Annotated in this window: 18 protein-coding genes; 11 read left to right on the top strand and 7 right to left on the bottom strand. The window is 71.7% G+C overall.

The window, feature by feature from the left end; translation table 11 throughout:
• The first annotated feature begins 169 nt into the window (after window positions 1-169).
• Together ABZT02_RS02205 and ABZT02_RS02200 are read left to right on the top strand one after the other, a co-directional pair.
• A complete protein-coding gene (locus ABZT02_RS02205) occupies window positions 170-1,672 on the top strand; it encodes an FUSC family protein (protein WP_356013301.1) in 1,503 nt (500 codons plus the stop codon).
• A gap of 108 nt (window positions 1,673-1,780) precedes the next feature.
• Window positions 1,781-2,812, top strand: coding sequence for a lactonase family protein (locus ABZT02_RS02200; RefSeq protein ID WP_356013299.1), 1,032 nt, complete (start codon window positions 1,781-1,783; stop codon window positions 2,810-2,812).
• Between the two features lie 79 nt (window positions 2,813-2,891).
• Here the strand turns inward: ABZT02_RS02200 and ABZT02_RS02195 are convergent, their stop codons facing one another.
• On the bottom strand, window positions 2,892-3,815 hold the full coding sequence (locus tag ABZT02_RS02195) for a hypothetical protein (protein WP_356013297.1): 924 nt from the start codon (window positions 3,813-3,815) through the stop codon (window positions 2,892-2,894).
• Window positions 3,816-3,910: 95 nt separating this feature from the next.
• Entirely contained in the window at window positions 3,911-4,903 is a 993-nt protein-coding gene (locus ABZT02_RS02190; RefSeq protein ID WP_356013295.1) for a BadF/BadG/BcrA/BcrD ATPase family protein, read from the bottom strand.
• Window positions 4,904-5,073: 170 nt separating this feature from the next.
• Between ABZT02_RS02190 and ABZT02_RS02185 the strand changes: the two genes are divergently transcribed.
• On the top strand, window positions 5,074-5,751 hold the full coding sequence (locus ABZT02_RS02185; RefSeq protein WP_356013292.1) for a uracil-DNA glycosylase: 678 nt from the start codon (window positions 5,074-5,076) through the stop codon (window positions 5,749-5,751).
• Window positions 5,752-5,836: 85 nt separating this feature from the next.
• On the opposite strand, the gene ABZT02_RS02180 is transcribed toward ABZT02_RS02185, so the two are convergent.
• Together ABZT02_RS02180 and ABZT02_RS02175 are read right to left on the bottom strand one after the other, a co-directional pair.
• The gene (locus tag ABZT02_RS02180) at window positions 5,837-8,455 is read right to left on the bottom strand and encodes a LamG-like jellyroll fold domain-containing protein (protein ID WP_356013291.1); all 2,619 of its coding nucleotides are present in this window, start codon (window positions 8,453-8,455) and stop codon (window positions 5,837-5,839) included.
• Between the two features lie 162 nt (window positions 8,456-8,617).
• Window positions 8,618-10,069 carry an arabinofuranosidase catalytic domain-containing protein gene (locus tag ABZT02_RS02175; protein ID WP_356013290.1) on the bottom strand — a complete coding sequence of 484 codons (1,452 nt, stop codon included), beginning with the start codon at window positions 10,067-10,069 and terminating at the stop codon, window positions 8,618-8,620.
• A 636-nt stretch (window positions 10,070-10,705) separates the two neighbouring features.
• Between ABZT02_RS02175 and ABZT02_RS02170 the strand changes: the two genes are divergently transcribed.
• The 7 genes from ABZT02_RS02170 to araD all read left to right on the top strand — a co-directional run bounded on the left by ABZT02_RS02170 (window position 10,706) and on the right by araD (window position 20,003).
• On the top strand, window positions 10,706-11,755 hold the full coding sequence (locus ABZT02_RS02170) for a substrate-binding domain-containing protein (RefSeq protein ID WP_356013288.1): 1,050 nt from the start codon (window positions 10,706-10,708) through the stop codon (window positions 11,753-11,755).
• Window positions 11,756-12,158: 403 nt separating this feature from the next.
• Window positions 12,159-13,301: a substrate-binding domain-containing protein gene (locus ABZT02_RS02165; RefSeq protein ID WP_356013287.1), complete on the top strand. Its 1,143-nt coding sequence runs from the start codon at window positions 12,159-12,161 to the stop codon at window positions 13,299-13,301.
• A 2-nt stretch (window positions 13,302-13,303) separates the two neighbouring features.
• On the top strand, window positions 13,304-14,869 hold the full coding sequence (locus ABZT02_RS02160; protein ID WP_356013285.1) for a sugar ABC transporter ATP-binding protein: 1,566 nt from the start codon (window positions 13,304-13,306) through the stop codon (window positions 14,867-14,869).
• Window positions 14,866-15,885 carry an ABC transporter permease gene (locus tag ABZT02_RS02155; protein ID WP_356013284.1) on the top strand — a complete coding sequence of 340 codons (1,020 nt, stop codon included), beginning with the start codon at window positions 14,866-14,868 and terminating at the stop codon, window positions 15,883-15,885. The genes ABZT02_RS02160 and ABZT02_RS02155 overlap by 4 nt, the downstream gene beginning before the upstream one ends.
• Window positions 15,886-15,988: 103 nt before the next feature.
• Entirely contained in the window at window positions 15,989-17,671 is a 1,683-nt protein-coding gene (araB, locus tag ABZT02_RS02150; protein WP_356013282.1) for a ribulokinase, read from the top strand.
• Window positions 17,672-17,722: 51 nt separating this feature from the next.
• Complete coding sequence (gene araA / locus ABZT02_RS02145; protein WP_356013281.1) at window positions 17,723-19,240, top strand: L-arabinose isomerase; 1,518 nt, start codon at window positions 17,723-17,725, stop codon at window positions 19,238-19,240.
• A 34-nt stretch (window positions 19,241-19,274) separates the two neighbouring features.
• Window positions 19,275-20,003, top strand: coding sequence for an L-ribulose-5-phosphate 4-epimerase AraD (gene araD, locus ABZT02_RS02140; RefSeq protein WP_356013280.1), 729 nt, complete (start codon window positions 19,275-19,277; stop codon window positions 20,001-20,003).
• 28 nt (window positions 20,004-20,031) lie between these two features.
• Here the strand turns inward: araD and ABZT02_RS02135 are convergent, their stop codons facing one another.
• Window positions 20,032-21,117 (bottom strand): exo-alpha-sialidase, encoded by a 1,086-nt coding sequence (locus tag ABZT02_RS02135; protein ID WP_356013279.1) that lies wholly within the window; start codon window positions 21,115-21,117, stop codon window positions 20,032-20,034.
• A gap of 287 nt (window positions 21,118-21,404) precedes the next feature.
• On the opposite strand from ABZT02_RS02135, the gene ABZT02_RS02130 reads away from it, so the two are divergent.
• Entirely contained in the window at window positions 21,405-21,992 is a 588-nt protein-coding gene (locus tag ABZT02_RS02130) for a hypothetical protein (protein ID WP_356013277.1), read from the top strand.
• A gap of 106 nt (window positions 21,993-22,098) precedes the next feature.
• Here ABZT02_RS02130 and ABZT02_RS02125 read toward each other — a convergent pair whose 3' ends face one another.
• Together ABZT02_RS02125 and ABZT02_RS02120 are read right to left on the bottom strand one after the other, a co-directional pair.
• Window positions 22,099-24,120: a HEAT repeat domain-containing protein gene (locus ABZT02_RS02125; RefSeq protein ID WP_356013275.1), complete on the bottom strand. Its 2,022-nt coding sequence runs from the start codon at window positions 24,118-24,120 to the stop codon at window positions 22,099-22,101.
• Window positions 24,121-24,257: 137 nt separating this feature from the next.
• Complete coding sequence (locus tag ABZT02_RS02120) at window positions 24,258-25,913, bottom strand: acyl-CoA dehydrogenase family protein (protein WP_356013682.1); 1,656 nt, start codon at window positions 25,911-25,913, stop codon at window positions 24,258-24,260.
• Window positions 25,914-25,973 lie beyond the last annotated feature (60 nt).

Here is a 25,973-nt window from a genome sequence, read left to right as displayed (position 1 = left end):
GGCTCTCCGGTGGACGCTCCAGGACCGTCTCCGCTGTACCGATGGCCCAGCATATTCGACCGCGCTTGAGCCGACAGCGGTGAGGATGCTGCAATGAGCCCGTCGATGGCGCTGCGAACCCCGCGGCGCCTTTTCCATGCCGGTGTCCAAGAATCTCAGGGGGCGGTACGTGCTGAAGAGGGTGTTCACGGCGCCGGATCCTGGCCGGGTCCGGCTGCGCTTCGCCGCGCGGGCGGTGCTCGGCATCGGCCTCGCCGTCGTGGTGTGCGGCCTCGCGGGCCACTCGCTCGCCGGTGCCGTCACCGGCGGCCTCGCCGCGCTGCTCGCCCTGTTCACCGTCACGGACGCCACCGTCCGGGGGCAGGCGCTCACCACCGCCCTGCTGCCCGCCGTCGGCCTCCCCGTCCTCACCGCCGCGGCAGAGCTCCACGTCCACCCCGTCGCCCGAGACCTCGCCTTCCTCGCCGTGGTCGGCGCGGGCGGGTACGCCCGGCGCTGGGGCCCGCGCGGACACAGCCTCGGCGTCTTCGCGTTCATGACCTTCTTCGTGGCGCAGTTCCTGCACGCGTCCACCGACCGGCTGCCCGAGCTCTACGCCGCGGTCCTGCTGTCCGTGCTCACCGCCGCCGCGGTCCGCTTCGGCCTGTGGTGCTACGAGCGCCGGCTGCCCCCGGCCCCCGTGCCCGTCCCGCCCGCCGGTACCGGCCTCGCCCGTGCGACCACCCGGCAGGCGGTCCAGGCCATGGCAGGGGCGGGCTTCGCCCTCGTCGTCGGCCAGCTGGTCTCCGGTCAGCGCTGGTACTGGGCCGTCGGCGCCACCTGGTGGATCTTCGTGAACACCACCTCGCGCGGCGAGACCCTGGTGCGCGGCTTCCGCCGCGTCCTCGGCACGGTGCTCGGCATCGGCCTCGGTCTGCTCCTCGCCGTACCGCTGCACGGGGCGCCGGTGCCCACGGCCGTGCTGGTCGCCGTCTGCGTCTTCGGCATCTTCTACACGGCCGCGGTCTCGTACACGTGGATGATGCTCTGGGTCACCCTGCTCGCCGAGCTCCTCTACGGCCTGCTCGGCGTGCTGAACCCCGGCCTGCTGGCGTTGCGGTTCGCGGAGACCGGGGTGGGTGCGGCCGGGGCGGTCCTGGCGGTGCTGTTCGTCCTGCCGATCACCACTCACAGCGTGACCGACGCCTGGATCCAGCGCGCCCTGCGCTGCGTCCACGCCTGCACCGCCGAGGCGGCGGCCCGCCTCGCGGGTGTGCCGGGCGCCGACCCGGGCGGCCGCGTGGCCGAACTGGAGCACCTGCTCGGCCGGGTCCGCCTCTCGGTGGCCCCGCTGGTCCACCCCCTCAACCCCCTGCGGGGCCGCAAGCGACGCGCCCGCCACGTCCTGGCCCTCCTCGACGACTGCGCCCGGGAGATCCGGGGCCTGGTCACCGTCGCCGCCGACCCCGAGGCCTCGCACGACACCCGCCTGACCACCGCGTGCCGACGGGTGGAGACCGCGGTGGAGGCGCTCACGGACGGCAGGGACTTCCCGGTGGCGGACCGTCCGCTCGCCGAGGAGCCCGCACTGGCCCATCTGCACGGACTGGAGCGGGCGCTCGCGGAGCTGGCGGCGCCCCTGCGGACGCCGACCGGGTCGCCCCTGCGGAGCTCACCGCTGGTGGGAGCCTGAACCCACGCCGCCATGCCCGTGAGCGACCCGTGAAACCGGGGTTGGTCTAGACCGGTGCTGATCGACTGCTACCGTCGCCCCGACGGCACAGACCGAGAGGGGACGACTGTGGCAGACGGCGGCGGGCGGCGACGGGCCTGGATCGGATCGTTCACGGCGGCGGGAGGCCCCGGCATCGTCACGGCGGCGGTGGCCCCGGGCACGGGTGCGCTGAGGGTGCTGAGCGGTCTGAACGGCGTACCCGATCCGTCGTATCTGGCCCTGTCGGCCGACGGGGACGTGCTGTACGCGGTCAGCGAGACGGCCGAGGGCGCGGTGGCCGCGTACCGGGTGACCGGCGACCGGCCCCAGCCGGCCGGCCCGCCGGTGGCGGTGGACGGGAACGGGCCGACGCACCTCTCCGTGCACGCCGGACACGTCCTCACCGCCAACTACGGTTCCGGCAGCGTCACCACCCTGCCGCTGCGCCGCGACGGCTCCCTCGCCCCCGCCCCCTCCCGCGTGCTCCGGCACACCGGCTCGGGCCCGCACCCGTCCCGCCAGCAGGGCCCGCACGCCCACCAGGTGCAGCCCGACCCGAGCGGGCGGTGGATCGTCAGCGTCGACCTCGGCACGGACTCCGTGCGGGTGTGCGCCCTGATGGACGGGGGGCTCGACGTACACCGCGAGATCGCCCTGCGCCCCGGCTCGGGCCCGCGCCACCTGGCCTTCCACCCCGACGGCACCCGCGCCTACGTCCTCAACGAGCTCAGCCCGACCCTCACCGTGTGCCGCTGGAACGCCGAGGAAGGCTCGCTGAAGCCCCTGAGTGAGGTCCCTGTGCTGTCGGGCGCTCCTTCGGGCGACGCGTACCCGTCAGGTGTCGTCACGTCCCCCGACGGCCGGTTCGTGTGGACCGCCACCCGGGGCGAGGACGTCCTGTCCACCTTCGCCGTCGAGGGCGACACCCTGCGCCTGGTCGGCACGGTCATCTGCGGCGGCCGCTGGCCCCGGGCCCTCGCGCAGTCCGGCGGATTCCTGTACGTGGCGAACGAACGCTCCGGCGAGGTGACCTGGTTCGCCGTGGACCCGGCGACCGGTCTGCCCAGGTACGAGGGCTCGATCGAGGTACCTGCCGCGTCCTGTGTGATCTTCGGCTGATCCCGGGCTCCGCACGCCGAAGGGCCCGCTCCGACGGATGGGGCGGGCCCTTTCGGTGTCGCGGTCACGGCGCGTGCGCTCAGCGCACCGGGGCGCCCTGTGCCTGCTGCGGGGCGATGCCCAGCGCGGTCGTGTACTTGGCGAGGACGAGCTTGCCGATCGCCGGGTAGGGGCCGAGCGGCTCGGCGGCGGAGCAGCCGGCCTCCTTGGCGGCCTCCTCGATCACGGCGGGGTCGATCTCCGGCCCTATCAGGTACGGGGCGAGCGCCAGCTGCTGCGAACCGGAGGACCGCAGCTGCTCGGCGATGGACGCGATCGAGCCGTCCTGGTCGAGCGCCGCCGCCATCACCGGCACGGCCAGCCGCGCGGCGAGCAGCATGCCGGTGATCCCGGCCGCCTGCACGGCCTCCTCGCCGCCCACCGCGCCCAGGATGATGCCGTCCGCGGCGGTCGTCACGGCGAACAGGCGAGCGCGGTCGGCGCGGGCCAGCCCGGCCTCCGACAGACGCACGTGCAGCGCCTCGGCGAGCAGCGGGTGCGGGCCCAGCACGTCGGTGAGGTCGGCCGCGATCCGGCTGTCCATCACGGCCTGGCGGATCCGGCGCAGCAGCGAGCTGTCCGGCCCGGCGAGCAGCGGCACGACGACGGCGACGGGGCCCTCGGGCTCCCTGACGTCCACGCCGGCGGCCTTGGCCTGCTCGTAACGCGCGGTGCGTTCGACGGCGGTGTGGGCCAGCACGGCCTGGAGCGTGGGGAACTCCGCGTCGTCCCCGTCCAGGTAGCCGATCCGCGCGTCGAGGCCGGGCAGTTCGGAGCGGGCGATGCTCACGACCTCCTCGGCGAGGCCGCGCGTGGCCGCGCCTGGCGTGCCCGGCACCGCGAGGACGAGCGCGGGCGCGCCCTCGGGAGCCGCCAGGGGCTCGGGTCGGCGGTGCCGCCCGGGCTGGCGAGGTCGCGGCATTCGTACTGGCAGGCCGGACGCGGGCCCAGTGGGGGAGCTCATGGCGACGCATGTTACTGGCTTCCTGGGCTTCCCTGTTCGGGGAGGGTGCAGGTGAGCGGTATCCGTCCGGTTTTGTCTGATGAGTTACGTCCGGTTCAGCCCCTCTTTGGGCTCACCACGTACAACATCGCCTCGTCGAGCGGCAGGGTGAGCGAACCCCGCGCCAGTTCTGTGGCGATCTGTACGGATCCCTCCAACGGCCCGCCCGCCGCCGGAACCCGCCGCGCGTGCGGCAGCAGGCGCTCCAGCTCATCCTCCAGGGGTACGACGAGGGCGGCACCCATCCTGAACAAGCCACCGATGAGGCTGACATGTGTCTCGCCCTCCGCCGGACAGACCGCGGCCGCCGACTCGGCCATGTGCCGGGCCGCCTCGCGCAGGATTTCCCCGGCCACCGGGTCGCCCTCGGCGCAGGCCGCCGCGACTTGGGGCGCGAAGGAGGCGAGTACGGCGGGCCGGTCCGTACGCGGGTACAGCCTGCCGGGCAGCTCCCGTACCGGTCCGAACGACTCCTCGGCCCGGGCCAGCAGCGCCGTCGAGCCCCCAGGCCGCCCGTCGTGGGCACGCAGGGCGGCCTCCAGGCCGGCCCGCCCGATCCACGCGCCGCCGCCGCAGTCGCCCAGCAGATGGCCCCAGCCGTCCGCCCGGCGCCAGGACTTGAGGTCGGTGCCGATCGCGACGAGACCGGTACCGGCGGCGACGACCGCACCGGAGCGCGGTCCGAGAGCGCCGGTGTAGGCGGTCACCGCGTCGGCGGCGAGCGCGACGGTCCGGACCCCGAACTCCCGCTCCAGCGCGGCGGGAAGCTCATCCCGCAGGGCGTCGCCCAGGGTCGCGAGACCGGCCGCCCCGACGACGGCGGTGCCGAGCCCGCTCACCCCCGCCTCGGGGAGTGACGCCCGGACCATCGGCACCAGTTGCTCCATCAGATGCCCCGGATCGATGCCGCGCGGACCTGTCCGGACCGGCACCCGCGACTCCCGCGGCGCCGTGGTCCCCCGGCCGGGGGTGCCGACGACGATCCGCAGACCGGAGCCGCCGGAGTCGACGGCGAGGAATCCGTCCCCGCAACCGCGGTGGGCTGCCATGAGGGAGGCGCCCCTCCTTCCCGATGACCGACCGATGACCGGCCGCGTGATCTGGGCGACCGGCTCGAAGAGCTCGACGCGGAGGAAGAGTAGCGCCTGCGGCACGGCCCGTGCGGGGCGTCTTCCCTGGGTATGCGGGGCGTCCGTGTGTGCCAGTAGAGTGACGCGCCGTGGCACCACGACCCTTGTATGAACTTGTCGAAGCAGGCTGGGCGAAGGCTCTTGACCCTGTGGCCGAACGTATCGCGGGCATGGGGGACTTCCTCCGGGCCGAGATAGCGGCGGGCCGGACCTATCTGCCGGCCGGGGCCAACGTCCTGAGGGCTTTCCAGCAGCCCTTCGACGACGTCCGCGTCCTGATCGTGGGCCAGGATCCCTATCCCACGCCGGGAATGGCGATCGGGTTGAGTTTCGCGGTGGCGCCCGAGGTGCGTTCCCTGCCGGGGAGTCTGGAGAACATCTTCCGGGAGATGCACTCCGACCTGGGGCTGCCCAGGCCGTCGAACGGTGACCTGACGCCGTGGACCGAGCAGGGCGTGCTGCTGCTCAACAGGGCGCTGACGACAGCCCCGCGCAAGCCCGGCGCACACCGCGGGCAGGGCTGGGAGGAGGTCACCGAGCAGGCCATCCGGGCGTTGGCGGCGCGCGGGAAGCCGCTGGTGTCGATCCTGTGGGGGCGTGACGCCCGTAATCTCCGTCCCCTTCTCGGTGACCTCCCGGCGATCGAGTCGGCCCATCCCTCACCGATGTCGGCGGACCGCGGCTTCTTCGGTTCCCGCCCGTTCAGCCGGGCCAATGACCTGCTGGTCGGCCAAGGGGCGCAGCCGGTGAACTGGCAGCTGCCGTAGGACGAAGCGCCGGACCCTCCGCAGACCGCGCGAGGGCCCGGCGCCCGTGGAGCAGTTCCCCGAGGGGGCGGCTCCACTCCGTTCGTCACGTCAGGACGAGCTCCAGAACGGTGACGGACAGGGGCGGCACGGTGCTGGTGAAGGCCGCCGCGGCCCCGGTGACGGTGCTCGTCCTGGGCACGAGCGCCGCGGGGTCGGTCAGCGTGTTCGTGGTGGTGCGCGAGGGGCCGGTCAGGACGGTGGCCGTGGCGCTCTTCCTGACTCCCTTGGCCAGGCCCTTCAGTTCGACCGGCACGCTCACCTTCTCCGTGCCGGAGTTGACGACCGCGACGTAGAGGCGGTTTCCGGCGCGGGTGGCCACCGTGGCGAGGCCGGGCAGCGCGCGTGCGGTGGCCGGCAGCACCGTGTCGCCCAGCCTGCTCGTCAGCATCTGCTGCGCCCAGTAGCTGGGTGACACGTAGCTGGTCAGGTTGTCGTAGGCGATCAGGTTGGTCGCCCAGACGTTGTCCTTGACGTGGGAGAACAACGGCGCGTAGCACTCCATGAGGACCTGGTCCGAGTTGCGGATCAGTCCGGCCAGCCAGGCGGCGTCGCCCAGTGCGGCGTTGAGGTCGGGGGTGGGGCGGCCCTCCTGTGCGGCCCACTCACCGACGAAGACCTTCGTCGAATCGCGGTCCCTGTTGTCGTACTTGTGGGTGGAGGCCTGCGCGGCGGACGGCGCGAGGTAGTAGTGCTCGTCGATCAGGTCCGGCGTGCGGCTCGTCACCGACGTCGAGGCGATCAGCTTCAGCTGCGGGTACTTCGCCTTGATCGCGTCGTGGAACGCCGCGAACCGCTCGTCGTAGGACCCGGAGGAGTCGAACCAGTCCTCGTTGCCGATCTCCACGAACTCCAGCGGGAACGGCTTCGGGTGGCCGTCGGCCGCACGCCGAGCGCCCCATGTGCTGGTGACCGGGCCCGTGACGTACTCGATCTCGTCGAGAGCGTCCTGGATGTACGGCTTGAGCGCGTCGCCGGTGACGTGTTCGCCCTTGAGCGCGTAGCCGGCGAAGACGGCGAGGACCGGCTGGGCACGCATGTCCTCGACCCATTCCAGGTATTCGAGGAGTCCGAGTCCGTCCGTGGACCAGTAGCCCCACGCGTCGTCCATGTGGCCGGGGCGCTCCCAGACCGGACCGATGGTGTTCTTCCAGTTGAAGCGGGTCGCGATGGTGTTGCCCTCGAGGAAGTTGCCGCCGGGGAAGCGCAGGAACTTCGGCTTCAGGGCGACCAGTTTCTCCATCAGGTCGATGCGCAGGCCGTTGGGGCGGTTGTTGTAGGTGGGCGGGAAGAGGGAGACGTGCTGGAGCCACAGGGTCTCGCCCGCGGCGGCGGGGTCGGCGGTGGTGACGGTCAGCCTCGCGTCGCCGGTGACGGGGGCGGACGAACCGGTGCGGAGGGTCAGTTCGAAGGGACGGTCGGGAAACGCGGTGCCGATGTGCGGCACGTGCGCGGAGGCGTACACCGTCGCGCCGTCCGCCGACTCGATGGTCACCGTGAGCGGGCCGATCCGGCGCGACGCCTTGGCGAACAGCCGGGCGGTGTAGGTGGTCCGGGGCCGTACGGGTATGCCCCAGAACCCGTCGTTGGCCACCCCGGCCCGGCTGCCGGCGCCGGTGCCGCTCGGCAGCACGACCTTGAGGGAACGCTTGAGGACGTCGTTGAGGGGCGTGGTGGTGTCGAGCGCGAGGGTCGTCCCGCCTACGGCGGACCAGTGCACGGGTGCGCTGTCGCCGGCCATCATCGAGCGGTTCTGCACCAGCTCGGCGTAGATGCCGCCCTCGCCGGAGTGGTTGATGTCCTCGAACATCAGCCCGGGCAGGATGGGGGAGACGGCGTGCGCGGGGTGGGCGACGTCCACGCTCAGCAGCGGCGTCGTGGTCTCCACCGGCACTCCGGCCAGCGTCGCCACCTGATCGGAGGTGAGGGCGGTCGGGAACAGCTGTACGTCGTCGATCAGGCCGTGCCACTGGTCCACGTGCCCGCCGCCGTAGAGCGCCCGGCCGATGGCGGTGTCGCCGGTGCCGGCCCAGCCCGCGGTGTAGGCGGTCTCGCCTTCCAGGACGCCGTTGACGTAGAGGCGGGTGACACCGGCCGAGGGGTCGCTGACGCCGACCAGGTGGGTCCAGACGCCGGCGGTGGGAGCCGAGGCGGCGGCCGCCACGGCGGCGTTCTGGGTGGCGTCCGAGTCGAGCCGGGCGAAGGCGAAGGTGCCGGTGTCGTCGCGCAGCCCCAGGTAGAAGGAGCTGACGACCTTGCCGTCGATGCTCACGGCGGTCTGGTAGCCGCCCAGTTGACCGAGGTTGACCCAGGCGGCCACCGAGAACGCCTTGGACGTGTCGACGACGGGCCCGGACGCGGTGGCGTTGCCGCCGGCCGTGAGACTCAGGCTGTGGGCGCCGACCTTGCCGCTGTCCCAGGCGGCCGCTCCCTGGAGCGTGGCGGTGTGGGCGTTGCCGGACGAGTCGGCGGCGGAGGTGCCGGAGCCCTCGTCGAAGCTCCAATGCGCGGCCGCGGCGGGGAGGTCGACGGCAGCGGCGTCCGTGGTCGTGCCCGAGCGTTCGGCGGCCGAGGCGGGAGCGGAGGCGGCGAAGGTCCCGGCCAGGGACGCGGCACCGAGAGCTGTCAGGACGGTCCTGCGGGACGGTCCGGGTTGTGAGGGCATGCGGAAGTTCCTTTGTTCATCTGTGCAACGGACGGAGCGACGGGGGGCCGGGAGCAGCCGGAGGGTGTCCTCGCGCAGCGGGTGGGTCCGCCTGCGGTGGGGAGCGAGCGCGGGCCCGTCGGAGGGGAGGGCCGACGGACCCGCGGTGACTCCGTCATCCGGTCAGGGGGCGATGTCCCACTGCTGGCAGGCGTTGTCGAGCTGCTGCCACTGGCGGACCGCGGTGCCGTTGGTCGTCCCGCAGTTCGCCACGTCGAGCGCCATGCCGGTGTTGACGTTGGTGAGGGTGTAGTGACTGCCGGCCTTGGTCACGTCCCACTGCTGGCAGGTGTTGCCGAGGGAGGCCCACAGTTGGACGGCCGTGCCGTTGCTCTGTGTGCAGTTCTTGTCGTCCAGGACCGTGCCGCTGTTGACGTTGCTGATGGTGTAGTGGCCGTTGCCCGCACTGGCGAACTTCCACTGCTGGCATGTGTTGCCGAGCGAGGCCCAGATGTCGACCGAAGTCCCGTTGGCGGTACCGCAGTGCACCGCGTCCAGCACCTTGCCGGAGTTGGTGTTGGTCAGGCGGTAGGCGGTGCCGGCGACGGGGAAGGTGGCGGCCGGGGTGGTGTAGCCGACGGAGGTGATGTTGGCCTGTACGGCGTTGTCGGCGGCGTCGGTCGGGTAGCCGGAGGTCATGACGCCCTCGAAGAAGGAGCCGTCGGATCCGTTGCTGTTGTCACCGCCGGTGCCGAGGACGATGGCACCCTCCAGGTGCATCGGGGTGTATCCGCCGAGGTTGGGCAGGGCCCCGTTGTACCAGGTCGTCAATGAGCCCGACTGTGCGTTGCCGCCCTTGATCGCGTAGGTCGTCGTACCGTTGTTCTTCTCCAGGGCGGTGACGAACTCACTGGAGTTGCCCTTGTTGTTCGAGTTGGCTCCGTTCCCTCCGAAGAACAGCCCGTTCTCCAGGTCGGCCTCGACCCAGGGGCCCGATCCGGCGCCGGAGCACGAGAACCAGCACTCCGTGCCGAAGTTGATCGCGTCCATGTGGCCGTTACCGGTGTCGTTGCCGGACGTCTCGGCGTTGCCGTAGTCGAAGCAGCACCGGTTGTTCACGTGGTGGCCGCTGGTCACCATGTACGCGCCCTCGGGGGAGCTGCCGGTGGCGATGCCGGTGGTGCTGTTGTCGCGGTAGCCGACGCCGGCGGAGACGAAGACGCCGTACGCCGCGTGGCCGCCGACCGTGACCGGCAGGGCGTTGGCGATCGCGCCGACGTCCTGTCCGCCGTTGCCGCCCGGCCCCTCGATGGTCAGATCGTTGTGGTTCGCGCTCTGGTCGTAGATCTTGGTGATGACGCAGGTCGTGCCGGAGCAGAAGGAGTCCTGCGCCGCGGCGTTGGCGTAGCCGCCGGCGCTGAGGACGCCGATGTTGGTGGTCGCGCCGTCCGAAGCGCGCTTGACCTGGTAGAGGGAGCCGTTGTACGAGGCGTAGAGCGCTCGTGTGGTGCTGTGCGCCGCGGCGCACGGTGTCCCCGCGGAGGCGTAGATGTCGCAGGGCAGGGACGAAGCGGCCTGGGCCGTGCCCGCGACGCCGACGATCCCGGCGAGGATCCCCCCGATCAGGGTGAGCACCGCACCCACTGTCAGCAGGAGCCCTCTCAGGCGCCGGCCTGTCACTCGAGCTTTCACTGTGAACCTCTTCCGTCGTTGGTTCTTCTCTCGTCCGGCGCCGCAGGCTCCGGGAGACTCGATGTGGGCGCTAACAATGCGAACTCTCGGGTGTCGTCACTCGGTCGAGCGGCACGGGAAGGGCGATGAGGGAGAAGGCCGGACTGCGCACTGCGTTGGCCGGTCGGTGTCGCTCCGCGCATCACAGCAGGTCAGAGCGGTGTAGTGAGGCGGCCTCGCGACCTGTGCGGGTGCCGTTCTCGCGTGTCGGCGAATGAACGATCGGTTCCGCGCCCCCGTCTTTTTACGGCCGGATGAATAGCGGGTCAACACCGTTGAACAGTCAAGAGTGCGGAAACAAAACCTGTGCAGTCTGTTTACCCGGGTGCGCGGCCGCGCTGTAAGTGATCTTGAACGGGGAGGTAATGGCAGGTCAGAAGGGTTAGACGGAAAGGCATAGGGGTCGCAAAAACGCGAAAGTGAGACCTCGGGACAACCTTGACCCCCGCAGATTGTGTGCGCTAACAATTCGGCACGACGTGCTCCTCCCACCGGAGAAGTAACCGATCGGAAACGTGACGGCGCGTGAGGAGGCGGAGCATGGACGGGGATCGCGCACCGGTGATGGCGGACGTCGCCAGGATCGCGGGTGTCTCGCACCAGACCGTCTCCCGGGTCCTCCACGATCACCCGAACGTGCGGGCCACCACCCGGGAACGGGTGCTCGCAGCCGTCCGCGAACTCGGCTACCGGCCCAACGCCGCCGCCCGCACCCTGGCGACACGCCGCACCCGCACCCTGGGTGTGATCAGCTTCAACACCACGCTGTACGGCCCCGCTTGCATGCTCTACGGCATCGAGCAGGCGGCCAGACAGCACGAGTACTTCGTCACCGTGGCCGCGGTCGGCACGCTCGACCGGCGTTCGGTACTGGACGCCGTCGACCGGCTGCGCAATCAGGGCGTGGAGGGCATCCTCGTCATCGCGCCGCAGACCGCGGCGGTGGGCGCACTGGCGAACGTGCCGCCGGACGTCCCCCTGGTCGCGGTGGGCTGCGGCACCCACACCGCGCTGGCCTCGGTCGCCGTGGACAACGAGGCGGGTGCCGAACTGGCCACCTCCTATCTGCTCGACCTCGGCCATCGCACGGTGCACCACCTGGTCGGGCCGCGTTCATGGCTCGACGCGCAGGAGCGCGAGGCCGGCTGGCGCGGCGCCCTGGAGAAGCGGGGCGCTCCCGTGCCCCAGGCGCTGGCCGGCGCCGACTGGACCGCCCGTACCGGGTTCGAGCACGGCCGACGGATCGCCGCCGACCCCGAGGTCACCGCGGTGTTCTGCGCCAACGACCACATGGCCCTCGGCCTGCTGCGGGCCCTGCAACAGGCCGGGCGCCGGGTACCCGAGGACATCAGCGTCGTAGGTTTCGACGACATGCCGGAGACCGAGTACTTCGGCCCGTCGCTGACCACCGTCCGCCAGGACTTCGACGAACTCGGCCGGCGTGCCCTGCGTGCGCTGATCGAGATCGTCGGTGATCCGGACGCCGGGATCCCGGCGTCCGGCGACAGACCCCACCTCGTCATCCCGCCCAGCCTCGTGGTGCGGACCTCGGCGACCCGCCCGCGACACCGAACGGAAAGCCCGACATGACAGACCCCCGCTAACGCCCTGCCGCCAACCTTCTTGCCGACAAGGCATGTTGAACCGGACGCCGTACTGAGCATCGCCGCACCGACCGTGAGAGGTCGGCCGTGACGTCCACGAGGTACGACAGCTCCACCTCGGCCCACCGCCCCGAGCGGCCGGCCCCTCCTGAGCCCTGAGTCATCGTCAGGCATCCCGCGCCCTCGCCGCGCTCACTCCGAATGAGCCCCCCGCCCGGCGACCACGGCGCCCTACGCGACGTACCGCTTCCAAGCGGCCGCACCCGTCCCCGCCTCCCCGGCACCGGCATGCCCGTGCACCGGTGTGCTTTCCCAGCGTTCCCACCCGTTCCCACCTGTTCCGAGACACCCACCAGACATCAACACGCCTAGAAGGGCGCTGATCACCCATGATCCGAAACAGAAGGTCCCGTACCCTGGTCACCGCGACCGCCGTGCTCCTCTCGCTCGCCGCCGCCGGCTGCTCCAAGAACGCGGGCGGCTCCGACGCCACCGGCTCGACCGGTACGAAGGCCGCCGCCCCGGTCGCGCTGGCCGGTTCGGTCACCTTCAACCAGGCGAACCTCGCCAAGCTGGACGCGGCGCTGAAGTCGGCGCTGGCCGGCAAGGACCTGTCCAAGGTCGACATCGCGATGGTCGTGAACGTGGCCGCCGACTACTGGAAGGCCGGTCAGGTCGGCTTCCTCAAGGGCTGCTCCGACCTCGGCATCCCGAAGAGCAAGTGCACCTACTTCGCCCCGCCGAACGGCAAGCTGACCGAGCAGAACTCCGAGCTGGAGACGCTGCGTTCGCAGGGCGTCACCGGCTACTCGATCTCCGCGATCGACCCGACCTCCGCCGCGGGCACCATCCACACCGACGTCCAGAAGGGCATCGGCGTCCTGGCGATCGACTCGCCGCTGCCGGGCACCGACGCCGCCTCCCTCTACCTGGGCACCCCCAACTACACCGCCGGCTTCCAGGCGGGCACCGCCATGAAGCAGGTCCTCGGCGGCAAGGGCAAGGTGGCCATCCTGGTCGGCTCGCTCACCGCGTCCAACGCCACCCAGCGCATCCAGGGCTTCGAGGACGCGCTCAAGGGCACCAAGATCACGGTCGCCCAGAAGGTCAACGACAACCTCCAGGCCAGCACGGCCACTTCGGACGCCGAGACCATCCTCGCCAACAACCCGGACGTCAACGGCCTCTACGGCGTCTACTCCTACGACGGCCCCGCACTGGCCCAGGCCGTCACCTCGGCGGGCAAGACGGCCTCGGTGCACATCGTCTCCGACGACTCCGACGCCCAGACGCTGAAGTTCATCAAGTCCGGCGTGATCTCCGGCACCGTCGTGCAGATGCCGTACCAGCAGGGCTACACCGGGGCGTACATCCTGGCCGCGGAGAAGGTGCTCGGCAAGGACAAGACGATGGCGCTCGTCAAGCCCTACCTGGAGAAGGACGGTTCGACCCTGAGCTCCGGCGTGGGCCTGGTCACCCAGTCGGACCTGAGCGACTACCAGGCCCTCGAGTCGAAGCTCGGGATCGGCTGAGCATGACGGCCACGAAGAACGCCCCGGGCCGCGCGGTCACCGCACGGCTACGGGGGGTGCACAAGTCCTACGGACCGGTGCGCGTCCTGGACCTGCCGGAACTCGACCTGTACGCCGGCCAGGTGGTCGGCGTGGTCGGCGAGAACGGTGCCGGGAAGTCCACGCTGATGGGCACCCTGGCCGGATCGGTCCACCGGGACGGCGGCGAGATCCTGATCGGGGGCGAGCCCCTGGTCGCCGGATCCACCGAGGCCGCGGGTCAGCTCGGTGTCGCCATGGTCTCCCAGGAGTTCCCGCTGGTCGGCCAGCTGTCGGTGGCCGAGAACCTGCTCCTCGGCCGCCGCCCGCGCGAGTCGAGGCGCCGGGTGCTGGTGGACCGCGCCGCACAACGGGCCGAGGCGAAGGCGATGCTGGCGGAGATCGGCCTGTCCGCCGAGACCATAGGAGTCGGCCGGGAGGTGCGCACCCTTCCGGTGCCGACCCGCCAGATGATCGAGATCGCGAAGGCCTGGGGCCGCGAACCCAAACTGCTGATCCTGGACGAGCCGACCTCCTCCCTGGGGCCCGTCGAGGCCGAGATGGTGCTGGGCCTCGCGCGGCAACTGGCCGAACGCGGCGGCACGGTGCTGTTCATCGGGCATCGTCTCGACGAGGTGCGCGAGATCAGCGACCGCGTTCTGGTGCTGCGCAACGGCAGGCTGGTCGCCGACCTCGAACCGGCCGAGGCCACCGAGGAACGGCTGATCCGCGAGATGGTCGGCGGCGAGGTCGCCCAGGGCGAACCCAAGGCACCGCCGGCGACGAGCCCGGTCCTGCTGCAGGTCGAGAGCCTGACCGCGGACGGTCTCGGACCCGTCGACCTGGAGGTGCGCGAGGGCGAGATCCTCGGCGTGGCCGGGCTGATGGGCTCCGGCCGCAGCCGCCTGGTCCACACGATCGCCGGCGCACAGCCCGCCACGGGCGGCCGGATGCGGCTGGGCGGCGAGTCCTACCAGCCACGGGGCGCCGGTGACGGCGTGGAGGCCGGGATCGCGCTGATCCCCGAGGACCGCAAGGAACAGTCACTGGTCCTGTTCGCCTCGATCCGGTCCAACGTCGTCGTCTCGGTGCTCAAACGGATCAGCACCCGCGGACTGCTCGGCCCGGGCCGCGAACGCGCCGAGGCGCGGAGGATCACCGAGAACGTCAACGTGCGGATGCAGTCCGTGGAGCAGCCGATCGGCTCGCTGTCCGGCGGCAACCAGCAACGCGCCATCTTCGGCCGGGCGTTCGCCGCCGAACCGCGCCTGCTGCTGCTCGACGAGCCCACCCGTGGCGTGGACGTCGGCGCGAAGGCGGAGATCTACAAGCTGATCGACCAGGCGGCGGAGCAGGGCATGGGGATCGTGGTCGCCTCCTCCGAACTGGAGGAACTGCTGTGGATCTGCCACCGCATCGCGGTGATGAACCACGGGCGGGTGGCCACGGTCATCGACCGGGCCGACGCCACCAAGGAACGGATCATGACGGCCGCGGCCGGTACCGCTCCTCTCGAGACACACCAAGTGACGAACGGAGTTACAGCATGAGCGCGCCGAGCACGCTCGCCCCGAACCAGGTCGCGCCGCCGTCCCGTTCGGCCGCGAAGACCCTCGCCCGCAGACTCGCCGCCTCCCCGGAGGCCGGCGTGATCATCGCCTGCGTGGTGGTGTTCGTGTTGATCGCCGCCAACGCGGAGACGTACACGGCGGTGGGCAACCTCCAGGTGATGGGCCGCGACCTGTCGCAGGTCGGCATCCTCGCGATCGGTGAATCCCTGGTCATCCTGACCGGCGGCATCGACCTGTCCGTGGGCGCGCTGGCCGGCCTGGCCGGCATCCTGGCCGGCTGGATGAACGTCAACGAGGGCCTGCCCGCGCCCGTCGCGATCCTGCTCACGCTGGTGATCACCGCAGGCGTCGGCCTTTGGCACGGCGTCATGGTCACCCGCCTGAACGTGCCGCCCTTCGTGATCACCCTGGTCACCTACACCGTCGCGCAGGGCACGGCGCTCGCGATCACCAGCGGTTCGCCCATCAACGACCTCGACCCGATGTTCAGCAGCCTGAGCCAGTACTACGTCGGTGAAGTGCCGGTCCCCGCACTGTTCTTCGTCGGCGCGGCCGTCGTCGCCTGGTTCGTGCTGGAGCGCACCTACGTGGGCCGGCAGATCTACGCGGTCGGCGGCAACAAGGAAGCCGCCCGGCTCGCGGGCATCCCGACCGGCCGCCGGATCACCTCCACCTACGTCGCCAGCGCCACCCTTGCCGGTGTCGTCGGCATCCTGGTGATCGGCCGTATGAACGTGGCCGACCCCTCCGTCGGCGCGGGCTGGGAACTGACCGCGATCGCCGCCGCGGTGGTCGGCGGGATGTCGCTCTCCGGCGGCGAGGGCCGTATCGCCGGCATCGCGGCCGGCGCGATCCTGCTGGAGTTCATCACCAACGGCCTGCTCGCCCTCAAGGTCAGCCCGTACGACCAGCAGGTGGTGCAGGGAGCGGTCCTCGGCGTCGCCATCCTGCTCGACCGGGCGCGCGCCCGCTACTTCGGCAAGAGCCGGGCTTAGCGCCTCGGCCCACTCCACCGAACCGGACGCAGTCGCCGGCTCGTTGTCCCCGGAAGACCGAACACTGATCGACATATCGAATACCCCTGTGTGAAGGAGGCTGATGGTGAACACCGGAAACGAGCCGAACGGGAACCCGGAACCGTGCGTCGTAGGAGTCGACTTCGGGACGCTGTCCGGACGGGCCGTGGTGGTCCGGGTGCGCGACGGCGCGGAGTTGGGGACGGCCCAGCACGAGTACCCGCACGCGGTCCTGGACCGTGAACTGCCGGACGGCACCCGGCTGCCTCCGGACTGGGCCCTGCAGGTGCCGTCGGACTACATCGACGTACTGCGTCACGCGGTGCCGGCGGCCCTCGCCCGCGCCGGAGTGGCGCCCGAGCAGGTCATCGGCATCGGCACCGACTTCACCGCCTGCACGATGGTGCCGACGCTGGCCGACGGCACGCCCCTGTGCGAACTGTCCGAGTACACCGGCCGCCCGCACGCCTACGTCAAGCTGTGGCGCCACCACGCCGCCCAGGCGCAGGCCGACCGCATCACCACGCTGGCCGCCGAACGCAAGGAGCCCTGGCTCCAGCGGTACGGCGGGAAGATCTCCTCGGAGTGGGAGTTCGCCAAAGCACTGCAGGTCCTTGAGGAGGACCCGGAGATCTACCACCGCATGGAGCGGTGGGTGGAGGCGGCGGACTGGATCGTGTGGCAGCTGTGCGGCACGTATCTGCGCAACGCCTGCACCGCCGGATACAAGGGCCAGTACCAGGACGGCGCCTACCCCTCCCAGGCCTACCTGGAAGCGCTCGCCCCCGGCTTCGCCGACTTCGTGCCGGAGAAACTGGAGCACCCGATCGGTGCGTTGGGCGCGAAGGCCGGGCACCTGACGGCCGAGGCCGCGGCCTGGACGGGACTGCCGGAAGGCATCGCGGTGTGCGTGGGCAACGTCGACGCGCATGTCACCGCACCCGCCGCCGGTGCGGTGGAGCCGGGGCAGATGGTGGCCATCATGGGCACCTCGACCTGCCATGTCATGAGCTCGGACCAGCAGGGCACGGTGCCCGGGATGTGCGGTGTCGTCGACGGCGGCATTCTGCCGGGCCTGTGGGGCTACGAGGCCGGGCAGAGCGGCGTCGGTGACATCTTCGGCTGGTTCGTGCGCACCGGGTTCCCCTCCTCGTACGCCGAGGAGGCCGCCGCCCGCGGCCGCGACGCGCACGAGCACCTGACCGCCCTCGCGGCCGGGCAGAAGGTGGGCGAGCACGGCCTGATCGCCCTGGACTGGCACAGCGGCAACCGCTCGGTGCTGGTCGACCACGAGCTGAGCGGTGTGGTCGTGGGACTGACCCTCTCGACCCGGCCCGAGGACGTCTACCGTGCGCTGCTGGAGGCCACCGCCTTCGGCACCCGGACCATCATCGAGGCCTTCGAGGCGTCCGGGGTACCGGTCGACGAACTGATCATCGCGGGCGGTCTGATGAAGAACGCCCTGCTCATGCAGATCTACGCCGATGTCACCCGCCGACCGCTGAGCATCATCGGCTCGGCTCAGGGGCCGGCTCTCGGCGCGGCCATGCACGCGGCGGTGGCGGCCGGGGCGTACCCCGACATCCAGGCCTCCGCACGGGCCATGGGCAAGGCCGACCGGGGCGTGTACCAGCCGGACCCCGAACGCGCCGCGGCCTACGACCGCCTGTACGCCGAATACCGGCTCCTGCACGACTACTTCGGCCGCGGCACCAACGACGTCATGCACCGCCTGCGCGGTATCCGCGCCGAGGCGTCCGCCTGAGCGCTCCAGCCGCCCCTACCGCACGCCGCTCCCCTCGAAAGGAACCCCGTCATGACCGCATCCGAAGGACCGTCGACCGGCCAGGAGATCTGGTTCCTGACCGGCAGTCAGGGCCTGTACGGCGACGACACGCTGCAGCAGGTCGCCCACCAGTCACGGCAGATCGCCGAGCGGCTCGACGCCGCGTCCCAGATTCCCCTGCGGATCGTGTGGAAGCCGGTGCTCACCGACGCGGAGTCCATCCGGCGTCTGTGCCTTGAGGCCACCGCCTCCGACACGTGTGTCGGCGTCATCGTGTGGATGCACACGTTCTCCCCGGCGAAGATGTGGATCGCCGGGCTCAGCGCCCTTGACCGGCCGGTGCTGCATCTGCACACCCAGTACAACCTGTCGCTGCCCTGGTCGAGCATCGACATGCATTTCATGAACCTCAACCAGGCCGCCCACGGTGACCGGGAGTTCGCCCACATCGAGTCCCGCGTCGGCGTCAACCGCAAGATCGTCGCCGGTCACAGCACGGACCCGCGGGTCGTGCGGCGCGTCGCCGCTTGGGCCCGGGCCGCCGCCGGCCGGCACGCGGCACGCACCCTGCGGCTGGCCCGCTTCGGGGACAACATGCGCGACGTGGCCGTCACCGAGGGCGACAAGGTCGAGGCACAACTGCGGTTCGGGTTCTCGGTGAACACCTACGGGGTCAACGACCTGGTCGCCGTGGTCGACGCGGTCGAGGACAAGGCGGCCGCCGAACTGGCCGGCGAGTACGTGGAGTTGTACGACGTGGTGCCGTCCTTGCGTCCGGGCGGCATCCGGCACGACTCGCTGCTGTATGCCGCCCGCCAGGAACTCGGCCTGCGCACCTTCCTCACCGAGGGCGGCTTCACCGCCTTCACCACCAACTTCGAGGACCTCGGCGGGCTGCGCCAGCTGCCCGGCCTGGCCGTCCAGCGCCTGATGGCCGACGGCTACGGCTTCGGCGGCGAGGGCGACTGGAAGACCTCCGCGCTGCTGCGCACGATGAAGGTCATGGGCGCCGGACAATCCGGTGGCACCAGTTTCATGGAGGACTACACCTACCACCTGGGCCCCGGCACCCCCCGCATTCTCGGCGCCCACATGCTGGAGGTCTGCCCCTCGATCGCCGCCGACCGCCCCAGCTGCGAGATCCACCCGCTGTCCATCGGCGGCCGCGAGGACCCTGTCCGTCTGGTCTTCAACGCGGCCGAAGGCCCCGCTGTGGTCGTCGGTCTGGCCGACCTGGGCGACCGCTTCCGGCTGACCGCGAACGCCGTCGACGTCATCGCCCCGAGCCAGCCGCTGCCCCAGCTCCCGGTGGCCCGGGCGGTGTGGACGCCGCGCCCCTCGCTGGCGGAGTCGGCGGAGAGCTGGCTGCTGGCCGGTGCCCCGCACCACACCGTGCTCAGCTCGGCCGTCGACGCCGAGACGCTGAGCGACTTCGCCGCGATGACCGGTGTCGAACTGCTCACCATCGACGAGAACACCAGCACCGAGCAGTTCGCCAAGGAGATCCGCTGGAACGCCGCCTACCACCGACTGGCCCAGGCCCTGTGACCGCCGCCCCGAACAGCACCGAAGGAGACGACCGATGAGCGTGCGCGTCCGCGACGGTCTGCGCCGCGAGGTCCTGGAGGCGAACCTCGCCATCCCCCAGGTCGGACTCGCGACCCTGACCTGGGGAAACGTCAGCGGAGTCGACCGTGAGGCGGGCGTGTTCGTCATCAAGCCCTCCGGGGTGCCCTACGAGGCCCTGACGATCGACGACCTGGTGACGGTCCGCCTGTCCGACGGCGCGGTCGTCGGCGGCCACCTGCGCCCCTCCACCGACACCGAGACCCACCGCTGCCTCTACCTGGCGTTCCCGTCCGTCGGCGGGGTCACCCACACCCACTCCACCCACGCCGTCGCCTTCGCCCAGGCCCACCGCGACATCCCGGTCCTGGGCACCACCCACGCCGACACCTTCAACGGGCCCATACCGGTCACCCGCGACCTCACCGCCCAGGAGTGCGCGAAGGACTACGAGTACAACACCGGCCACGTCATCGTCGACCTGCTGGAGGCCCAGGACCAGCGGGCCGTCGAGGTCCCCGCCGCCCTCGTCGCCGGCCACGGCCCCTTCACCTGGGGCAGCACCGCCCGCAAGTCCCTCGAACACGCGATCATCTGCGAAGCCGTCGCCGACATCGCCCTCCACACCCTGTCCCTCAACCCGACCGCACCCCCACCCGCCCACCTCCTGCAACGCCACTACACCCGCAAACACGGCCCCGACGCCTACTACGGCAACCCGGAGGTGACGCTCCCCCAACCGTGACCAGGAGCCCGGGGCGGCCCCGTCAGGATCACGCGACCACCGCCGCTCGCACGCACAGCACGTCCGGCAGATGCGAGGCCAACTGCCGCCAGCTGTCGCCGTCGTCGGCCGAGGCGTACACCTCGCCGTTGCGGTTGCCGAAGTAGACGCCGGCCGGGTCCGCGTCGTCCGTGCACATCGCGTCCCGCAGCACCGTGCCGTAGTGGTCCTCCTGCGGCAGGCCCGCTGTGAGCGGTTCCCAGGTCTTGCCCGCGTCCGCCGTGCGGAAGACCCGGCATCGGTGACCGGCCGGGACACGGTCCGCGTCGGCGTTGATCGGGAAGACGTACGCCGTCTCGCCGCGGTGGGGATGGGCCGCCGCCGCGAACCCGAAGGTGGACGGCAGCCCCTCGCCGATGTCCGTCCAGTGCGCCCCCGCGTCGTCGCTCCTGTACACCCCCCAGTGGTTCTGGAGGTACAGGCGGTCCGGATCGGCCGCGTCCCGGGCGACCTTGTGCACGCACTGGCCGAACTCCGGGTTCGGGTCGGGCAGGAACACCGCGGAGACACCGGAGTTGGACGGCTCCCAGCTTGCGCCGCCGTCCCTGGTGCGGAAGACCCCCGCCGTGGAGACGGCCACCGTTACCGCGCGCGGGTCCCGCCTGTCGGTCAGGACGGTGTGCAGACCCTCACCACCACCGCCCGGCACCCATTTCGAGCGGGTCGGATGTTCCCAGAGCGGCCGGACCAGCTCGAAACTCTCCCCGCGGTCCTCGGAGCGGTACAACGCGGCCGGTTCCGTGCCCGCGTACACCACGTCCGGCTCGGCCGCCGCCGGGTGCAGCTGCCAGACCCGCTCCAGGGAGGCCCCGGTGTCCTTCGGGAACTTCACGGCGGGCTGCGCCGGCTCCGTCCAGGTGCGGCCCAGGTCGTCGGAGTGGAACACCGAAGGACCCCAGTGCGCGCTGTCGCCGCCGGCCAGCAGCCGCGGGCGCTCGCCCCGGGTGTCGATGGCGACCGAGTACACGGCCTGCGCGTTGAAATACGGGCTCTCGTCGAACTCCCAGGTGCCGCCTCGCTCGCGCCCGATGAACAGGCCTTTGCGCGTCCCCACGGCAAGCAGCTTCTCAGCCATACCGATCAACCTCCGTGACGTCTTTGTCCCAGACACCGGCCAGTCTGCACCCCGCCACTGACAGTCACCTCTGGAAGGAGCTCCATCGCAGGTCAGGGCGGGGATGGTAACCGGCCGCGGCGATTGACGGGTGGCTTTTGGGCAAGATGCCCGCGGCGCGTGGCGGCCGGTGGCACCGTCGTGACGGAGAACTCGCCGTGCGCCGTGAGCATCGAGGCCGGCTCTCCCGTATGGGAGGTCGGTCCGGCATGTTCGTGCGCCCGTCGCTCATGAGGAGGATGCCTTCGATGGCGTTCCGTGGTCCCAAGGTCTGGCTGTGGCGCTGGCGGCGCAATCCCCTCAGACGCCGCGCCGACGCCGTCGAGGCGTGGGTCGTGCTCGGTGCCTGGCTGCTCACCGTGGTGGCCGGGGTGCTCGCCGGTCTGGGGGTGAGCCGGGCGGTCGAGCACCAGCTGGCGCTGGAGCGCGTCGAGTGGCGGCCCGTCGTGGCCCGGCTCGCCGACCAGGCACCCGGCACGGCCGACCCGGGCACGTCGAGCGGTGAACGGGTGTGGGGGGAGGTGGCCTGGACCGGGGCCGACGGCTCGGCCCACACGGGCCAGGTGCGCGTCGATCCCGGCAGCACCCAGGGCACCCCGGTCACCGTCTGGACCGACGCCCGGGGCCGCCTCATGACCCAGCCCGCCACCGAGGGCCAGGCCCGGATCCGCGCCGCGATGATCGGCGTCCTGGTCGGCCTGAGCACCGCGGCCGTCCCCTTCGTGGGGGGCCGGGTCCTCCGCGGCCGCATGGAACGCCGCCGTCTCGACCAGTGGGACACGGACTGGGCGCATTTCGGGCCGCTGTGGGGCGGTAGGCGGGCCGACGGGAGGTAGCACCGGCGGGGCTTGCGGTGCAGGCAACGCCGCCCGGGACGGGACGTGGGCGACACCTCGCGGACCGCAACCCGGGACCTCTTCGCCCCGCCGGTGGGTCAGGCCCCTACGCGCTCCCCAGCACCTCCCCGCAAGCCCGCACCAACCGCTCGTCGTCCAGCACGTCTTGGCTGCCGTGTCCGCCGGACGTCGATGCCAGATGCCGTCGCCGAGCCGTCAGTTCCGCCCGAAAAAGAGCGTGAAGGGGCTCTCCGTCAGGGCCCAGGGCGGCGAGGCAGGCGGTGATGGTTCGGCGGGTGCGCGCATTGTGCGTCCAGGCCGTCCGCAGGACCGGCGCGGCGAGCTCGCCGTCCCCGGAGATCCGCCACACCGCACACGCGGCGGACACCCGCTCCCACAGATCCTCCGCCAGGATCATCCGCCGCAACTCCGGGAGCGCCCCGCCGGCCTTCGTCCCGAGTCGCGCCAGCGCCCCCGCGGCCGCTCGGCGCCGAGGTCTCCCGTCCGCCAACTCGCCGGTCAGCACCGGCAGTACGGCCGACGCGTCCCCTTCCACGGACCACAGCGCCCGCGCGGCGACCGCCGCGTACTCCGTCTCCAGCAGCTCGCGCAGCACGGGTGCGACCAGGGAGGGCGCCGCACTTCCGAACGCCTCCAGAGCGCGCACAGCCGCCTCCACCACGGCGTCCCGCGACCGCGACCGCACCGGCAGGCTCCGCAGAAGCCGCAGCACTTCCGGGACGGCCTCGGCGTCGCCCAGCGCGGTGAGCGCCGACAACAGCGGCACGGCCCGTTCGAAGGTTCCGGCGGAGTCCGGCGCGACCTCGCCCAGCCGTCGGCGCAGTGCGGGCGCGAGCGGGGCCGCTCCAGGGCCCAGATGGCCGATCACATGGCCCAGATCGTCGGGTACGTCCGGACCGGCCAGCACCTCCGCCAGCGCCGGTGTCGCCCGGGAGTCCCCGCTCCTGGCAAGGGCCTTGAGCGGACCGCCCAGTGCCGGTGTCCCGCGCTCCCTGCGCCGTATCCACAAATCGGGCCGGGAGGTCACCAGGGCGGCCAGGTCGTCGGCGGCGGGTGCGGCCAGACCGAACAGCTCCTCCAGGACCGACACCGCGGCGTCACGCAACCGGCTCTCCTGCGCCGCCAGTTGAGCGCCTATCAGGGCGACGGGCTCGGCCCAGTCGGCGCGCCACTCGCGGAACAGCCCCGCCGACATCCACACGGCGTTGCACCGGTCCACGGCGTCCGGACTGGTCAACTGGCCCGTCAGAAGGGCAGTCCGCTCGTCGAGCCGGTCGCCGAGCCCGCGGTGCAGGGCCCGCAGCAACTGCGAGCCCTCCTCGTCCGAGGGCCGCAGCCGTCGCAGCCGGCTCGCGAGGGTGTCGGAGTGGGGGCAGTCGACGCCCTGGCGTCTGGTGGAACGCCGCGCGGACCGCTCTCTGAGCAGTGCGACGGCGATCGTCACCAGGTCGGGCGGCAGCCGGTCGGGGGCGCAGTCGGCGAGCCGGCCGAGGGCGGCGAGGCGCAGCCCGGGTTCGTGGGGCGCCGAGGTCTGTGCCGTCAGCAACTCCAGCGCACCGGCCGCGTGCCCGGGATGCCGCCGTACGAAAAGGCCCAGGCTCTCGGTGAGGGCGTGCAGGACCCGCTCGTCCCGCTCCAGCGCGCAGCGCTCCCGCAACAGATCGAGCACGCGGGCCGGTTCGTCCAGGAACCGCACGAGAGCCTCCGGGGCGGCCCGGCGGACGGAGGGGTCGGCGTCCCCCGCCAGCCGGACGAACACCTCGGCGCCGACGCACACCTCGACCCGGGCCCGCGCGCGGAGTCCGCCCTCGGCGCCGTCCTGCGGGCTCGCGCTCTCCGCCCCGATGCTGACGACGAGTTCGACGATGCCGGCCCGGTCCTCGACCTCCCCGCTCGCCGCGAGCGCGAGCAGAAACGGAACGCAGGCCAGGGTCGAGTCGTACACGTCTCCCTGGTGGTGCACGGCGCCGTACATCCCGTCGAGGGCGGTCTCCCGCTCGACCGGGTCCGCGGAGGCGAGCCCCCGCAGCAGTCCGGGCACGTCCGCCGCACTGCCGTACGCATGCCGCAGCGAAGCCCAGTCGACCTCGTCGATCCCCGTGAACACGTTGTCCTCCCCAGGCGAAGTACCAACTGATCGGAGTCTGCACCACGGGACGGACAACGAAGCGGAATCAGCGTGTGACGGTGAGCGATCCGGACAGGGAGGTGGTCCGGATTTCGCCGACCGGCCCCGGAACAAGCTCAGTTGTCGCCCGGCAGTGCCCTCCGGAGGACCGCGTCCACGTCCGCCCCGTCGGGCAGCGTGCCGAAGGCGTGGCCCCAGTCGCCGCCCAGCCGGGTGGCGCAGAAGGCGTCGGCGACCGCGGGCGGGGCGTGCCGGACGAGGAGGGAGGCCTGGAGGGTGAGGGCCATGTGCTCCACCAGTCGGCGGGCACTCGACTCGGACGCCGTGGTCAACAGGCTCTCGAGGCGGGCGACGGCCCTGTCCAGTCGGGCGTCCGCCCCCTGGGCCAGGGCGAGTTCGCCGAACAGCGCCTGGGCGGTGCCCGGCTCACGGCGCAACGCGCGCAGGACGTCGAGGGCGTTGACGTTCCCGGAGCCCTCCCAGATCGACAGCAGGGGCGCCTCCCGGTAGTGCCGGGGCATGCCCGAGTCCTCCACGTACCCGTTGCCCCCGAGGCACTCCAGGGCCTCCGCGGTGAAGGCCGGACCCCGCTTGGTGACCCAGTACTTGCCGACCGCGGTGGCGATTCGGCGGAACGCCTGCTCGCCGCTGTCCCCGCGCACGGCCCGGTCGGCTGCGCCCGCCAGCCGCAGCGTGAGGGTGGTGGCGGCCTCGGACTCCAGCGCCAGATCGGCCAGGACGTTGCGCATCAGCGGCTGGTCGATCAGCCGGGCGCCGAACGCGCCGCGGTGCCGGGCATGGTGACCCGCCTCGACGAGCGTTTTGCGCATCAGGGTCGCCGACATCATCACGCAGTCCAGCCTGGTGCAGTTGACCATCTCGATGATCGTCTTGACGCCCTGGCCCTCGGGGCCGACCAGCCAGGCCACGGTCCGGTCGAACTCGGGCTCGGAGGAGGCGTTCGACCGGTTGCCGAGCTTGTCCTTGAGGCGCTGGATGCGGAAGGTGTTGCGGCTGCCGTCCGGCAGGACGCGCGGGACGAGGAAGCACGACAGCCCGCCGGGCGCCTGCGCCAGCACCAGGAACACATCGCACATCGGCGCCGACGTGAACCACTTGTGCCCACGCAGGGTGTACACCCCGGACTCCGCGGTGGGCGTGGCCGTCGTGGTGTTCGTCCGGACGTCGGAGCCGCCCTGCTTCTCGGTCATCCCCATGCCCGCGAGCAGGCCCCGCTTCTCGGTGGGCACCCTGAGCTCCGGCTCGTACTCCCGGCCGGTCAGCAGGGGTTCGTAGACCTTCGCCAGCTCCGGCTCCCTGCGCAGCGCCGGGATCGCCGCGTACGTCATGGACGTGGGACAGCCGTGGCCGGCGTCCGTGTGTCCCCACACCAGGCCGCCTGCCGTGCGGGCGACATGGGCGCCGGTACGGTCCTCCGCCCACGGTGTGCCGGCCAGGCCCTCGGCGACGGCGGTCCGCATCAGGTGATGCCAGCTCGGGTGGAAGTCGACCTCGTCGACCCGGTTGCCGTACCGGTCGTGCGTGCGCAGCACCGGCTCGTGCCGGTTGGCCTGATCCGCCCACTCCTGGGCCTCTGCACTGCCGGCCCGCAGACCGAGCCGCCGCAGGCCCTCCTCGGCCCAGTCGGCGCCCTCGCGGCGCAGCCCTTCCAGCAGGACGGGATCGTCGGAGGCGTCGTACGGGGCCAGGGGAGGGGGCTGGTTGGTCACGGCGTGGGTGGCGGCCTGTTCGGGCGCGGAGAGGGAGACCATGGAGTCCATGTTGCACTTGTCCTGCGACCGTAGCAATAGTGCAACAAGGAGGGAGCCGTA

The sequence above is a fragment of the Streptomyces sp. NPDC005402 genome, assembly GCF_040606575.1.
In the GTDB taxonomy this organism is placed as follows: Bacteria; Actinomycetota; Actinomycetes; order Streptomycetales; family Streptomycetaceae; genus Streptomyces.
The sequence above is the reverse complement of the archived record's forward strand: the minus strand, read 5'-3'. Positions and strand labels throughout refer to the sequence as shown.

Bases quoted from the DNA above. Each gene is read 5' to 3' on its own strand.
- ABZT02_RS02190 (WP_356013295.1), bottom strand. From the start codon at position 4,903: ATGGCAGCCCACCGCGGTTGCGGGGACGGATTCCTCGCCGTCGACTCC.
- ABZT02_RS02160 (WP_356013285.1), top strand. From the start codon at position 13,304: ATGACGGCCACGAAGAACGCCCCGGGCCGCGCGGTCACCGCACGGCTA.
- ABZT02_RS02135 (WP_356013279.1), bottom strand. From the start codon at position 21,117: ATGGCTGAGAAGCTGCTTGCCGTGGGGACGCGCAAAGGCCTGTTCATC.
- ABZT02_RS02170 (WP_356013288.1), top strand. From the start codon at position 10,706: ATGGACGGGGATCGCGCACCGGTGATGGCGGACGTCGCCAGGATCGCG.
- ABZT02_RS02195 (WP_356013297.1), bottom strand. From the start codon at position 3,815: ATGAGCTCCCCCACTGGGCCCGCGTCCGGCCTGCCAGTACGAATGCCG.
- ABZT02_RS02120 (WP_356013682.1), bottom strand. From the start codon at position 25,913: ATGGTCTCCCTCTCCGCGCCCGAACAGGCCGCCACCCACGCCGTGACC.
- ABZT02_RS02165 (WP_356013287.1), top strand. From the start codon at position 12,159: ATGATCCGAAACAGAAGGTCCCGTACCCTGGTCACCGCGACCGCCGTG.
- araD (WP_356013280.1), top strand. From the start codon at position 19,275: ATGAGCGTGCGCGTCCGCGACGGTCTGCGCCGCGAGGTCCTGGAGGCG.
- araB (WP_356013282.1), top strand. From the start codon at position 15,989: ATGGTGAACACCGGAAACGAGCCGAACGGGAACCCGGAACCGTGCGTC.
- ABZT02_RS02180 (WP_356013291.1), bottom strand. From the start codon at position 8,455: ATGCCCTCACAACCCGGACCGTCCCGCAGGACCGTCCTGACAGCTCTC.
- ABZT02_RS02130 (WP_356013277.1), top strand. From the start codon at position 21,405: ATGGCGTTCCGTGGTCCCAAGGTCTGGCTGTGGCGCTGGCGGCGCAAT.
- ABZT02_RS02155 (WP_356013284.1), top strand. From the start codon at position 14,866: ATGAGCGCGCCGAGCACGCTCGCCCCGAACCAGGTCGCGCCGCCGTCC.
- araA (WP_356013281.1), top strand. From the start codon at position 17,723: ATGACCGCATCCGAAGGACCGTCGACCGGCCAGGAGATCTGGTTCCTG.